The sequence below is a fragment of the Microbacterium sp. LCT-H2 genome (assembly GCF_001866135.1).
GTDB lineage: Bacteria > Actinomycetota > Actinomycetes > Actinomycetales > Microbacteriaceae > Microbacterium.
Window position 1 is genome coordinate 517,959 of record NZ_MODW01000001.1, and the last position, 13,023, is coordinate 530,981.

Sequence of the window (13,023 nt, forward strand, 5' to 3'; positions counted from 1 at the left end):
TCACAAGGGGGATACATGAAGGGCATCATTCTGGCGGGCGGCTCGGGGACGCGGCTGCACCCCATCACGCTGGGGGTCTCGAAGCAGCTGATCCCGGTCTACGACAAGCCGATGGTGTACTACCCGCTGTCGACGCTGATGCTCGCCGGGATCCGCGAGATCCTGGTCATCACGACGCCGCACGACGCCGCGCACTTCGAGCGTCTGCTCGGAGACGGCTCGCAGTTCGGCGTCTCCCTCTCGTTCGCTCAGCAGGAATCGCCGGACGGTCTCGCACAGGCCTTCACGATCGGCGCGGACTTCATCGGGGACGACAGTGTCGCCCTGGTCCTCGGGGACAACCTGCTCTATGGGCCGGGCCTGGGCACGCAGCTCAAGCGCTTCGCCGACATCGACGGCGGCGCGGTCTTCGCCTACTGGGTGGCGGAGCCGGAGGCCTATGGGGTCGTGGCGTTCGACGCCGGTGGCCAAGCCATCTCCCTGGAGGAGAAGCCCGCCGCGCCGCAGAGCAACTACGCCGTACCCGGCCTGTACTTCTACGACAACGATGTCATCGAGATCGCCCGCAACCTGGCGCCGAGTGCCCGTGGGGAGTACGAGATCACGGACGTGAACCGGGCCTACCTCGAGCGCGGCAAGCTCCAGGTCGAGGTCCTTCCGCGCGGGACCGCGTGGCTGGACACCGGGACATTCGACCAGATGACCGACGCCGCCGACTATGTGCGCACGATGGAGCGCCGCACGGGAATGAAGATCGGTGTGCCGGAGGAGGTCGCCTGGCGTCAGGGCTTCCTCGACGACGAGGCCCTGCGCACGCGCGCGGAAGCCCTCGTCAAGTCGGGCTACGGAACCTACCTGCTCGGACTGCTCGAAAGGGGCGCTCGATGACCCGCCTGCTCGTGACCGGCGGTGCCGGCTTCATCGGATCGAACTTCGTCCACCACGTCGTCGCGCACACGGACGCGCAGGTGACGGTGCTGGACAAGCTCACCTATGCCGGCAACCGCGCCTCGCTCGCGGGCCTGCCCGCCGACCGGGTCGAGCTCGTGGAGGGGGACATCGCCGACGCCGCGCTCGTCGACAGCCTGTTCGCCCGGACCGACGCCGTCGTCCACTACGCCGCCGAGTCCCACAACGACAACTCGCTGCACGACCCGCGTCCGTTCCTCGACACGAACATCATCGGTACCTACACACTGCTCGAGGCCGCCCGTCGGCACGATCGCCGGTTCCACCACATCTCCACCGACGAGGTCTACGGAGATCTGGAGCTGGACGACCCGGCACGATTCACGGAGCAGACGCCGTACAACCCCTCGTCGCCGTACTCGTCCACGAAGGCCGGCAGCGACCTGCTCGTTCGCGCCTGGGTGCGCTCGTTCGGTGTGCAGGCGACGATCTCGAACTGCTCGAACAACTACGGCCCGTACCAGCACGTGGAGAAGTTCATCCCGCGCCAGATCACGAACGTGCTGCGCGGGATCCGGCCCAAGCTGTACGGCGCCGGACAGAACGTGCGCGACTGGATCCACGCCGACGACCACTCCTCGGCCGTCCTCACGATCCTGGAGAAGGGCGAGATCGGCCAGACGTACCTGATCGGCGCCGACGGCGAGAAGGACAACAAGTCCGTCGTCGAGCTGATCCTCACGCAGATGGGGCAGCCGGCCGACGCCTACGACCATGTCACCGACCGCGCCGGTCACGACCTGCGCTACGCGATCGACTCCACGAAGCTGCGCACCGAGCTCGGTTGGGCACCGCGGTTCTCCGACTTCGAATCGGGCCTGGCCTCGACCATCGAGTGGTACCGCGAGAACGAGGACTGGTGGGCGCCGGCCAAGGACGCTACGGAGTCGTTCTACGCCGCCAGGGGGCAGTGATGACCGCGTTCGGCAAGGCGCTCACGATCACGGAGACGCCGATCCCCGGCCTGCTCCTCGTCGACCTCCCCGTGCACGGCGATACCCGCGGCTGGTTCAAGGAGAACTGGCAGCGCGAGAAGATGGTCGCCGCCGGTCTTCCGGACTTCGGCCCCGTGCAGAACAACATCTCGTTCAACGACGCCGTCGGCACGACCCGCGGCATCCACGCGGAACCCTGGGACAAATGGGTCTCCGTCGCCACCGGCCGCATCTTCGGCGCCTGGGTCGACCTTCGTGAAGGAGAGAGCTTCGGCCGCGTCTTCACGGCGGAGATCGATCCGTCGCGCGCGATCCTCGTCCCGCGCGGCGTCGGCAACTCGTACCAGACGCTCGAAGCGGACACCGCCTACACGTACCTGGTGAACGACCATTGGTCCCCCGACGCGGCCTACTCGTTCCTGAACCTCGCCGACGAGACGGCGGCGATCGCGTGGCCGATCCCCCTCGACCAGGTCGAGATCTCCCCGAAGGATCGGGCGCATCCTCGACTGGCCGAGGTGACCCCGATCGGCCCGCGGAAGATCCTCGTCGTCGGGGCATCCGGTCAGCTCGGCCTGGCGCTGCGCAGGGCCTTCGGCGACGCGGAGCACGTCGAGTACACGACCCGCGAGACGCTGGATCTCCGCGACCCTGGGCTGACCCGCGCACGGCGCTGGCGCGACTACGGAGCGATCATCAACGCGGCCGCGTACACGGCCGTCGACCGTGCCGAGACGGCGGAGGGCCGGGCAGAAGCCTGGGCGGCGAACGTCACCGGGGTGTCCGCGCTCGCCCGGGTCGCGACCGAGAACGGCCTCACGCTCGTGCACGTGTCCAGCGACTACGTGTTCGACGGCACGAAAGACGAGCCGTACACCGAGACGGACGGGGTCCGCCCGCTGGGTGTGTACGGCCAGACGAAGGCCGCCGGAGACGCGATCGTCGCGACCGTGCCCCGCCACTACATCCTGCGCACCTCCTGGGTGATCGGCGACGGTCACAACTTCGTGCGCACGATGGCCTCGCTGGCCGGGCGGGGCGTCGCCCCGCGTGTGGTGGGCGACCAGGTCGGACGACTCACGTTCACGGCAGACCTCGCGGAGGCCATCCGGCATCTGCTCGACGCCTCGGCGCCGTTCGGGCTCTACAACGTGACCGGGGGCGGCGAACCGCACTCCTGGGCCGACATCGCGCGCGCGGTCTACCGGCTGACCGGGCACGACCCCGCCGCGGTGACCTCGGTGACAACGGAGGAGTACTTCGCCGACCAGGCCGGACCGATCGCGCCGCGTCCGCGCAACAGCGTCCTGGACCTCGCCCGGATCACGGCCACCGGCTGGACGCCGCGGGACGCGGATGCCGCCCTCGCCGACTACCTGTCCGCGGACGCCTAGAGCTCGCCCGGCTTCATCGCCTCCGCGTCAATGGCGCGGATGATGCGCAGGGTCGCGGTGTCCGGCTCCGGCTCGCCCGCGGCCCGCCGCTCCTCCCGACGCCGACGGGGCGCGTACACGACGAGCGAGTGGAACAGGAACCGGGCGAAGAACGCCACGACGAGAGACAGGGCCGTCGCGAGCACGCTGGAGATGTGCCACGTCTCGACCATGAGCGCCATCACGGGGATGCGCAGCGCCGCCTCGACGTTGTTGAACGTGAACGAGGCCGCGAAGCGCACGGCGGCGCTGCGAGCATCGGTGCGCATGTCGGCGAAGACGAAACGCTCCTGCAGCAGGAAGTTGCCGATGATCGTGACCTCGGCGCCGATGATCGCCGCCCACACGTAGGGCACGCCCGCGGCGGTCAGCGCCCACATGATCGCGAGGTTCGCGATGGCCCCGAGGACGCCGATCGCCGCGAAGAGGGACATCTTGCCGAAGCGCAGCCGGGCCAGGTGCGCGATGAACGTGGCCCCTTGCCGGAGGCTCGCCTTCGAGGTGCCGTGCCGACGCTCGGCGAACTCCATCGGGACCTCCGCGATCCGCAGATCGGTCCGGGCGAGGATCTCCAGGAGGATCTTGAACCCCTGCGGCCGCAGGGTGGCCAGGTCGAGCCGGCGCCGGTCGACGAGGAAGAAACCGGTCATCGGATCGGTGCTGCGGGCGAGCCGTCGGGGGAACATCGCGCGGGTCAGCCAGGTGGCCGCGCGGGACACCCCGAACCGCACGGCCGTGCCGAGGCCGCTGGTGTCGCCGCCGCCGATGTAGCGGGAGGCCGCGACCACGTCCGCGTCCCCCGCCGCATAGCGGTCGAGCAGAGCCGGCAGGAGCTCGGGCGGATGCTGGAGGTCGCCGTCCATCACGATGCAGACATCGGCGTCCGCGGCTCCCAGGCCGACCACGACCGCCCCGCCGAGGCCACCGACGTTGTCCGCGCGGTGGATCACCCGCACCGGGATCGGGGCATCGACCGCGACGCGCTCCACCTCGGCCGTGGTGTCGTCGGTGCTGTCGTCGACGAAGAGGATCTCGGCGTCCCGCCCCGCCAACGCCGCAGCTGTCCGCTCCACGAGTTCGGCGACGTTGTCGCGCTCGTTGTACGTCGGCACGATGACCGTGACCCCTGCCCCCAACGTGGTCCCCTTCGTTCCGCAGCCCCATCGGCTCCGGCATCCATCGTTCCATGGGTTCCTATGGGCCGCAGGACATGTTCCTGCTAGAGTGTCGTCTGCGGCTGTGGGAGTCGCGCCGAACGGGTGGGGATCCGTTCGACTGGGGAATGATCGATCTGGGGAGATCATGGGGACGCGTATCGGCTATGCCGTCGGAGCTTTCGACCTGTTTCACGTCGGGCACCTCAATCTGCTGAGGCACGCCAAACAACACTGCGACATCCTGATCGCCGGTGTCGTGAGCGACGAGATGCTGCGTCAGGTCAAGGGGATCGAGCCGGTCATCCCGACCGCCGAGCGTGCCGAGATCGTCCGGCACATCTCCTTCGTCGACGACGTCTACGTCGAGACGACGCCGTCGAAGATGGACTCCTGGCGCGACGTGCGCTTCACGCACTTCTTCAAGGGCGACGACTGGCGCGGCACCGAGAAGGGCCTGCGGCTGGAGAGCGAGTTCGCGGAGGTGGGTGTCGAGGTCGTCTACTTCCCGTACACCGCGCACACGTCGAGCTCGGCGCTCCGCCGCGCGCTCGACGCGATCACCGCGGGCGCCACGGCATCCGCGGTCGGCGCGACCCGCTGAGACGGGCTCAGCTCGCGACGCCGAGGAGGCTGCGCGCCATCCGCGCCACGTGGGGCGGCGTGTGCGGGCCGAGCCACACCGTCCAGTGCTCCGGGGGCTCGCTGCACGTCCACTCCAGGCACCACGCGTAGACGGCGTTCGCGAGTCGCTCGCCACGCGCGTGGGCGCGCGCCCCCTCGGCCCGCACGAGCCAGCGGACCGACACCCCCGCGGGGACATCGATGTGCCGGAACGGGATCCGGGCCGCCGCCTCGATGAGGATGACGCCGTGCGCATCCCACGGGAGCCGCGACGCGACGCGCACGATGGCTCCGACATCGGCCGCATCGCCGGCGATCAGCACCGCTCCTTCCATCGCTTCCCAGTCCGGATCCTCCAGGTGCTCGCACGCGCTGCTCATGTCTCCACTATAGGTAAGGCTACCCTTACCTTCAAGGGTGACTAGCCTTCCCCGGCGGCGCTCGTCAACGCCGTTGCCCGGTGACGACGCCGCGGGCCACCCTTGCGCCGTGAGCAGCAACAGGATTCGACGGATCTCCGCCGGACGACGCCTGATCGGCGCCCTGGCCGGCCTCGTCGTGGCCACAGCCCTCGGCGGATGCGGGATGACGGTCCCCGCGGACCCGAATGGCACCCTGGACCGGGTCACGGGTGGGGAGCTGCGGGTCGGCACCTCGCCCGAGCCCGGCCTCGTCGAGTTCGACGGCGGCGAGCCGCGCGGGCCGGTCGTGGATCTCGTCGACGCCTTCGCCGCGAGCATCGACGCGGATGTCACGTGGACGGTCGGGACCGAGGAGAGCCTGGTGGGCATGCTGGAGGCGGGCGACCTCGACCTCGCGGCCGGCGGACTGACGTCGGACACCCCGTGGATCGACAAGGTGGGCGTGACCCGTGGCTATCCCGGCATCGAGGGCGCGGGCGATCGGGAGCTCGTCATGCTCGTGCCCCTCGGCGAGAACGCCTTCCTCTCGACCCTCGAGACCTCTCTCGACGAGGAGGTCGATCGATGACCGGGACGAAGCAGTTCGGGCGCACCGAGCTCCCCGAGGAACAGCAGCAGGCCACGCGCAAGGCCGTGCGCTGGGAGATCATCACGATCGGCTACACCTCGATCACGATCACCGTGATCGCTCTGGTCGTGGGGGAGTCCCAGGCCATGCGCACGGCGTGGATCGAGGACATGCTGTCGCTCATCCCGCAGTTCGCGTTCCTCCTCGCGCTCCTGTTCGTGCGGCGGCGCCCCACCCGGAAGCACCCCTACGGCCTCCACCGCGCGATGGGCGTCGGCCACCTCGTCGCCGGTGTCGCGCTCCTCGCGGTCGGCCTGAACCTCACTGTCGAGGCCGTCGCCGGCCTCATCCGCGGGGAGCATCCGACCATCGGCACGGTGCAGGTGTTCGGCCAGACGATCTGGCTCGGCTGGCTGATGGTCGCCGTCATGGCCGTCGTGATCGTCGGGCCGGTGTTCTTCTACGGTCCCGCAAAGGCCAAGCTCGCCCCCGTCCTGCACAACAAGCTGCTCTACGCCGACGCCGACATGGCGAAGGCGGACTGGCAGACGACGGTCGCCTCCATCGTCGGCGTGCTGGGCGTGGGCGCCGGCGTCTGGTGGCTCGACGGTGCCGCGGCGCTCTTCATCTCGCTCGGCATCATCTGGGACGGCTTCCGCAACACGAAGACCGCGATCGTCGACCTCATGGACCAGCGGGCCCGAACCTTCGACAGCGCGGAGCCGCATCCGCTGGCCCGCGATATCGTCGCTTACCTGCGCAGCCGCCCCTGGGTGGATCAGGCTGCCGTGCGCATGCGGGATCAGGGCCAGGTGTTCCACATCGAGGCGTTCGTCGTGCCGCATCACCGTGGCGTCCGCACGGCCGATCTGACCGCCGCGTCCGAGGGGATCGCCGGCCTGGACTGGAAGGTGCAGGACGTGGTGATCGTCCCGGTCGAGAAGCTGCCGGAAGAAGCGGACCCCGGTCGATGAGCAGCTCCGACGAGGCACTGTTCCCCGCCTTCACGACCACGCGGATCCCGACTGCGGAGGCGGACATCCTCGTGCGCCACGGCGGCTCGGGGCCGCCCGAGACATCCGCACCGTCGCCGAGCGACTCGGCCATGAGCGCTTCCGCCTGGGTGGCACTGGTTCTTCTTCGCCCAGCCGGACGTCCCGGAGCGCGTCATCGGCGCGGACCCGGAGGCGCCGGAGGCCCTCGCCGCCGCTCTCACAGGTTTCTTCGGAGCCACCCGCCCCTCGCGGACGTAGGCTGGACGCATGACCAACCCCGCCTCCGACACCATCACGATGTTCGGCGCCGACTGGTGCCGTGACTGCATCCGCACGAAGAAGCAGCTCGACGAGCTCGGCGTCGCGTACACCTACGTCGACCTGGTCGCCGACCCCGATGCCGCGGACATCGCGAAGGACATCTCCGGCCGCACGAACATCCCCGTGGTCGTCTACCCCGACGCCTCGCACCACGTCGAGCCGTCGAACGCCGACGTGGAGTCGAAGCTGCGCGAGCTCTCGCTCATCTGATCGTCCTCGCACTCGGCGGATCTCCGCGCGGACGCCTAAGCTGAAAGCCCGTTCGAAGGAGACGCCGATGACTTCTGCGCCCACGACAGCGCCTGCCACCCCCGCCCTCGGCGAGGGCGAGGCGGAACGTCTCGACGCCGCCGTCGCCGACCTGCAGACGGGGACGGCGGTGTGGACCGCGCTCACCGTGGCGCAGCGCGCGACATTGCTCCGGCAGGTGCGCACGAGCGTCGCCGCAACAGCCGAGGACTGGGCGACGATCGCCGCCGCCTCCAAGGGCCTGGACGCGCGGCATCCGCTCCGCGGCGAGGAGTGGCTGAGCGGTCCGTACAGCGTCCTCGGAGCACTGGACGCCTCGATCGCCACGCTCACCCGGATCGCGAACGGTGCGAATCCGCTCGACGGCATCCGGGTCGACCGCGCACCCGGCGGCCGCGCGCGCGTGCATGCCTTCCCCCTCACCGGCCTCGACCGGTTCCTGCTGTCCGGCTTCACCGGCGAGGTCTGGCTCGAACCGGGGACCACTCCGAACACCGCCCGCGCGAAGGCCGGTCTGGCGCAGCGCACGCCGACGGTGTCCGGAGGCGTCGGACTCGTGCTCGGCGCCGGGAACGTGACCTCCATCCCCGTGCTGGACGTGCTGTACGAACTCCTCGCCCACAACCGCACCGCCCTGCTGAAGGTGAACCCCACGCAGGATGCCCTGGTCCCCGTCTACAAGCGCGCGCTCGCCCCGCTCATCGAGCCGGGACTGCTGCGGATCGTGCGCGGGGGCCCCGCCGCCGGCGCCTACCTCACCCAGCACCCCGGCATCGCCCACGTGCACATCACCGGCTCGGCGGCGACCTTCGACACCATCGTCTGGGGACCGTCGACCGGCGAGGGGGCAGCCGCGACGAAGCGTCGCCGTCGCGAGAACCGCCCGCTGCTGAAGAAGCCCATCACGGCGGAGCTCGGCGGGGTCTCCCCCATCATCGTCGTGCCGGGGAAGTGGACGGCCGCCGACCTCACGTATCAGGCCGAGCACATCGCGACCATGCGCCTGCAGAACAGCGGTCACAACTGCATCGCGGGGCAGGTCGTCATCCTCTCCGCCGACTGGGACCAGGCCGACGACTTCCGCGCCGCGCTGCGCCGCGCCTACGCCACCGCTCCGGAGCGCCCCATCTGGTACCCCGGTGCCCCCTCCCGCATGCAGACCGCTGCGGACGACTACCCGGACGCCCTCGTGCTCGGCGACCGGCTCCTCGTCGAGATCGGTGCCGACGACGACCCCTCAGCCCTGGAGAACACGGAGTACTTCGCCCCGGTCCTCGGCGTGGTGACCCTGCCAGGGACGGGCCAGGAGTTCCTCGATGCCGCGGTCGCCCACGCGAACGAGAAGCTGCAGGGCACGCTCGGCGCGAACCTGCTCATCGACCCGGCGACCGAGAAGGCGCTCGGCAGCGGGTTCGAGCGCGCACTCACCGCCCTGCACTACGGCTCGATCGCGATCAACGGCTGGACCGCCTTCGGATTCATCACACCGACGCTCACCTGGGGCGCGTTCCCCGGGGGCACGATCGACGACGTCGGCAGCGGCATCGGCATCGTCCACAACGCCCTGCTCCTGGACCAGGTGGAGCGCTCCGTGCTGCGTGGCCCCTTCCGGCCGTTCCCGCGCTCGCTTCCCGTCGCGAACGGCGGAGGGCGGATGACCATCCTCCCGAAACCGCCGTGGTTCGCCTCCTCCCGCACCGGTGCCGCCGTGAGCGAGGGTCTCACCCGGCATCGTGCGGACGGCGGCGCCCTCGGCCTCGTGAAGACCCTGATGCGCGCGCTCCGCGCCTGAGGGGGGGGAACGCGTCAGTCCTCGGGGCGGAACCGATCGGTCGCGGCGCGGAGAGCCGCGCGGATACCGGGTTCGGCGGCGGAATGCCCCGCGTCGTCGACCACCTGGAAGTCGGCTTCCGGCCAGGCACGGTGCAGGTCCCACGCCGTCATCGTCGGGGTGACCACGTCGTGGCGGCCCTGCACGATCACGGCCGGGATGTGCCGGATGGCGTCGATCCCCGCGAGCAACTGCCCTTCGGCCCACCAGCCGCGGTGCACGAAGAAGTGGTTCTCGATGCGTGCGAAAGCGACGGCCCGGCGGGGATCGGCCATCGCCGCGATCTGCTCCGGGTCGGGGCGCAGCGTGATGGTCGCCGCCTCCCACGCCGCCCACGCGAGGGCCGCCGGTTCATGGACCGCCGGGTCCGGGTCGAACAGCCGCCGGTGGTACGCCTCAATCATCCGGGAGCGCTCCAGGACCGGGATCGGCGCGATGAAGTCCTCCCACAGGTCCGGGAAGAGCGCCGCCGCCCCGCCCTCGTAGAACCACTCGAGCTCGGCGCGACGGAGCGTGAAGATCCCGCGCAGGATCAGCTCGGAGACCACGTCGGGGTGGGCCTGGGCGTAGGCGAGCGCGAGGGCGCTGCCCCAGGACCCGCCGAACACCTGCCACGTCTCGATGCCGAGATTCTTGCGCAGCAGCTCGAGGTCGGCGATGAGGTGCGCGGTGGTGATGTGCCGGAGATCGGCCTCCGGCTCCGCGGCGGACGGCGTGCTCCGACCGCATCCGCGCTGATCGAGAAGGATGATCCGGTAGGCATCGGGGTCGAAGAACTGCCGCTGCCACGGCGAGGTGCCGCTGCCGGGGCCGCCATGGAGGAACACGACGGGCTTGCCGTCGGGGTTGCCGCTGATCTCCCAGGCCACGCGGTGCCCGTCGCCGACGAGCAGCACTCCGGTCTCGTGCGGCTCGATGGGCGGATACAGCCCCTCGGTGTTCGTCATGTTCGGTCCCCCAACCGGTCGTGCGGTCCTGCCGAGTCCACGTTATCTGACAACGGCGAGAGCGCCGGGTCTACGGGTCGAGCTGATCGGCGGGGAGGGTGAACACCTGCCCGCACGCATCGAGCCCGTTCTGGTAGCCCTCCGCGAACCAGCGCTGACGCTGCTCGCTGGAGCCGTGGGTCCAGGTCTCCGGGTTCACCTGTCCGGACTGCTCCTGGATGTGATCGTCGCCGACGGTCGACGCCGCGTTCAGGGCGTCGCGGATCTGCTCCTCCGTCGGCTTCTCGAGGTACGGGTCGCCGTCGGCGTCGGTCTGCTCGGTCGCGCGGCCGAGCCAGCCGCCGGCATAGCAGTCGGCCTGCAGCTCCATGCGCACGCCGTTGCTGCCGGGACCCGTCCCGTTGTTCGGGTACTTCTCCATGGTCCCAAGGAGGTTCTGGATGTGGTGACCCCACTCGTGCCCGACGATGTAGAGCTGCGCGAGGTTCCCCGCCGAGGCCCCGAACTGCTCCTGCATGAGCTGGAAGAACGTGGGGTCGATGTAGACGGTCTCCTCCGGCGGGCAGTAGAACGGGCCGACCGCGTTGGAGGCGGTGCCGCACTGCGTGGAGGTCGCTCCATCGACGACGATGAGCTGCGGAGCCTGGTAGCCCTCCACGTTGTCCTCCCAGAAGGCGTCGAGCGCGACCTGCGCCCCCGCCATGCGGCAGTCGACGTTCGCGTTCGCGTCCGCGCCGCTGTCGCAGTTCTGGATGGCCGAACCGCCGGCGGGCTCGCTCCCGCCCCCGGGCGCGCCCCCGACGAGTCCGCTCAGGTCGATGCCCAGCAGGGGGCCGGCGATGAGGGCGAGGAGGGCGAGCACGCCGACGCCGGAGCCGCCCGCGATCGCCGCCGTGCGTCCGCGGCGGCGCGTGGTGTTGCGGGAGAGGTCGGCGTCGGGATTGAACGTCATGCGTCGAGGGTACTCCGCGCGCCGACACCGCGACGGACGTAGGCTCGTGACATGGCCACCACGATCACCATCACCGGCGCGGGCGGACAGATCGGCTACGCGCTCCTCTTCCGCATCGCCGCCGGCGACATGCTCGGTCCGGATGAGAAGGTACGGCTGCGGCTGCTGGAGATCCCGCAGGGGCTCGGCGCGGCGGAAGGTGCGGCGCTCGAACTGCAGGACGGCGCTTTCGACCTGCTCGAGCACGTGGAGGTGACCGACGACGCCGCGGTTGGCTTCGACGGCTGCGACCTCGCCCTGCTCGTGGGCGCGCGCCCCCGCGGTCCCGGCATGGAGCGCGGCGACCTGCTCGCAGCGAACGGCGGCATCTTCGGGCCGCAGGGCGCCGCCATCGCCGCGAACGCCGCCCCCGGCGTCCGCGTGACCGTGGTGGGCAACCCCGCCAACACGAACGCCCTGATCGCCTCGGCGGCCGCCGACGGCGTCCCCGCCGACCGTTTCACCGCCCTCACGCGGTTGGACGAGAACCGGGCACGGGCCCAGCTCGCCCAGACGCTCGGCGCCCCCGTGCACACGGTGCGACGGGTGCCCATCTGGGGCAACCACTCGGCCACGCAGTTCCCCGACGTGTCGCATGCGACCGTCGGCGGGAAGCCCGTGCAGGAGGCCCTGGAACAGATCGTCGGCGACGTCCCGGCGTGGCTGGAGCAGACGTTCATCCCCCGGGTCGCCAAGCGCGGGGCCGAGATCATCGAGGTCCGCGGGTCGTCCTCCGTCGCCTCCGCGGCGAGCGCGACGATCGACCATGTGCGCGACTGGGTCCGCGGGACCGACGACTGGACCTCCGCGGCCGTCGTCTCGCGCGGAGAATACGGCGTTCCGGAGGGCCTCGTCTCCTCGTTCCCCGTGCAGTCCGTCGACGGCGAGTGGCGCATCGTGGAGGGCCTCGAGATCGACGACTGGGCCCGCGAGCGCATCGACGCCTCGGTCGCGGAGCTCGTGGAGGAGCGGGACGCGGTCCGCGCCCTCGAACTGCTCTGATCCGGTCGCCGCGGGGCGCCTCGGCAGGGCAGAATAGAGGGCGGAGGTGCGGGATGAGCGACACGATGGACCCGGCGGGCACGACGCCGTCTCTCGACGATGCGCTGACGAGCCCGCTCCATCTCCCGCACGACGCGGCGACGTGCCCGAAGTGCTTCACGGAGCTGCAGCAGAACCGCAACTTCTGGACCGCGCGCCCCGCGGGCTCCCGCCTGGTCGGCCTCGTCGTCGCTCGTGAGGGCATGCCGTCGGTCGTCGAGCAGCGCGCCGACCTCACCCGTTTCGGTGTGCCCATCGAGGGCTTCCGTCACCCGGCGCCGGACATCCTGGAGAGCTGGAACGACCGTCTCGCGCGGCTCATCTCGACGCTCCGGACCGGAGACGTGGTCGTCGTGGCGAACATCCGGGCCCTGGGGCTCGACGCCGAAGAGGGCGCGCGCACGGTCGCCGAGCTCCGGCGCCACGGGATCATCGTGAAGGTGCTCGGCCACGAGGCGCGTCATCTCGCCGACGCCGCCGGCGCCCGCTGAGCCACCGGTATACAGCGTCGCGGTTCTCTTCACCGTCGTCCTCCTCCTCGTT

General features: G+C 70.5%; 14 protein-coding genes. 10 read left to right on the plus strand and 4 right to left on the minus strand.

The window, feature by feature from the left end:
- The first annotated feature begins 15 nt into the window (after positions 1-15).
- Genes rfbA through BK819_RS02490 form a run of 3 tightly spaced genes read left to right on the plus strand, consistent with a single transcriptional unit; the run spans position 16 to position 3,298 of the window.
- Positions 16-888: a glucose-1-phosphate thymidylyltransferase RfbA gene (gene rfbA / locus BK819_RS02480; RefSeq protein ID WP_071327709.1), complete on the plus strand. Its 873-nt coding sequence runs from the start codon at positions 16-18 to the stop codon at positions 886-888.
- Positions 885-1,883, plus strand: coding sequence for a dTDP-glucose 4,6-dehydratase (rfbB, locus tag BK819_RS02485; protein ID WP_060922256.1), 999 nt, complete (start codon positions 885-887; stop codon positions 1,881-1,883). The genes rfbA and rfbB overlap by 4 nt, the downstream gene beginning before the upstream one ends.
- Positions 1,883-3,298 carry a bifunctional dTDP-4-dehydrorhamnose 3,5-epimerase family protein/NAD(P)-dependent oxidoreductase gene (locus BK819_RS02490; protein WP_071327710.1) on the plus strand — a complete coding sequence of 472 codons (1,416 nt, stop codon included), beginning with the start codon at positions 1,883-1,885 and terminating at the stop codon, positions 3,296-3,298. The genes rfbB and BK819_RS02490 overlap by 1 nt, the downstream gene beginning before the upstream one ends.
- Here the strand turns inward: BK819_RS02490 and BK819_RS02495 are convergent.
- Positions 3,295-4,473 (minus strand): glycosyltransferase, encoded by a 1,179-nt coding sequence (locus BK819_RS02495; RefSeq protein WP_256209349.1) that lies wholly within the window; start codon positions 4,471-4,473, stop codon positions 3,295-3,297. The genes BK819_RS02490 and BK819_RS02495 overlap by 4 nt on opposite strands.
- A 166-nt stretch (positions 4,474-4,639) precedes the next feature.
- On the opposite strand from BK819_RS02495, the gene BK819_RS02500 reads away from it, so the two are divergent.
- On the plus strand, positions 4,640-5,095 hold the full coding sequence (locus BK819_RS02500) for an adenylyltransferase/cytidyltransferase family protein (protein ID WP_071327711.1): 456 nt from the start codon (positions 4,640-4,642) through the stop codon (positions 5,093-5,095).
- A gap of 7 nt (positions 5,096-5,102) precedes the next feature.
- On the opposite strand, the gene BK819_RS02505 is transcribed toward BK819_RS02500, so the two are convergent.
- Complete coding sequence (locus tag BK819_RS02505; protein ID WP_071327712.1) at positions 5,103-5,495, minus strand: SIP domain-containing protein; 393 nt, start codon at positions 5,493-5,495, stop codon at positions 5,103-5,105.
- A 109-nt stretch (positions 5,496-5,604) separates the two neighbouring features.
- On the opposite strand from BK819_RS02505, the gene BK819_RS02510 reads away from it, so the two are divergent.
- The 4 genes from BK819_RS02510 (at position 5,605) to BK819_RS02525 (ending at position 9,462) form a co-directional block, all read left to right on the plus strand.
- The gene (locus tag BK819_RS02510) at positions 5,605-6,105 is read left to right on the plus strand and encodes a hypothetical protein (RefSeq protein ID WP_256209350.1); all 501 of its coding nucleotides are present in this window, start codon (positions 5,605-5,607) and stop codon (positions 6,103-6,105) included.
- Complete coding sequence (locus BK819_RS02515; protein ID WP_071327713.1) at positions 6,102-7,079, plus strand: cation transporter; 978 nt, start codon at positions 6,102-6,104, stop codon at positions 7,077-7,079. The genes BK819_RS02510 and BK819_RS02515 overlap by 4 nt, the downstream gene beginning before the upstream one ends.
- 288 nt (positions 7,080-7,367) lie before the next feature.
- Positions 7,368-7,631: a glutaredoxin domain-containing protein gene (locus tag BK819_RS02520; protein ID WP_071327714.1), complete on the plus strand. Its 264-nt coding sequence runs from the start codon at positions 7,368-7,370 to the stop codon at positions 7,629-7,631.
- 67 nt (positions 7,632-7,698) lie between these two features.
- A complete protein-coding gene (locus BK819_RS02525) occupies positions 7,699-9,462 on the plus strand; it encodes an aldehyde dehydrogenase family protein (protein ID WP_071327715.1) in 1,764 nt (587 codons plus the stop codon).
- A gap of 14 nt (positions 9,463-9,476) precedes the next feature.
- On the opposite strand, the gene pip is transcribed toward BK819_RS02525, so the two are convergent.
- Complete coding sequence (pip, locus tag BK819_RS02530) at positions 9,477-10,448, minus strand: prolyl aminopeptidase (RefSeq protein ID WP_071327716.1); 972 nt, start codon at positions 10,446-10,448, stop codon at positions 9,477-9,479.
- A 70-nt stretch (positions 10,449-10,518) separates the two neighbouring features.
- Positions 10,519-11,400 (minus strand): neutral zinc metallopeptidase, encoded by an 882-nt coding sequence (locus tag BK819_RS02535; protein ID WP_071327717.1) that lies wholly within the window; start codon positions 11,398-11,400, stop codon positions 10,519-10,521.
- 51 nt (positions 11,401-11,451) lie between these two features.
- On the opposite strand from BK819_RS02535, the gene BK819_RS02540 reads away from it, so the two are divergent.
- Both BK819_RS02540 and BK819_RS02545 read left to right on the plus strand, forming a co-directional pair.
- Positions 11,452-12,441, plus strand: a complete 990-nt coding sequence (locus BK819_RS02540) for a malate dehydrogenase (protein WP_071327718.1) — start codon at positions 11,452-11,454, stop codon at positions 12,439-12,441.
- A 53-nt stretch (positions 12,442-12,494) separates the two neighbouring features.
- Positions 12,495-12,971 (plus strand): dehydrogenase, encoded by a 477-nt coding sequence (locus BK819_RS02545; protein ID WP_071327719.1) that lies wholly within the window; start codon positions 12,495-12,497, stop codon positions 12,969-12,971.
- The last annotated feature ends 52 nt before the right edge of the window (positions 12,972-13,023 follow it).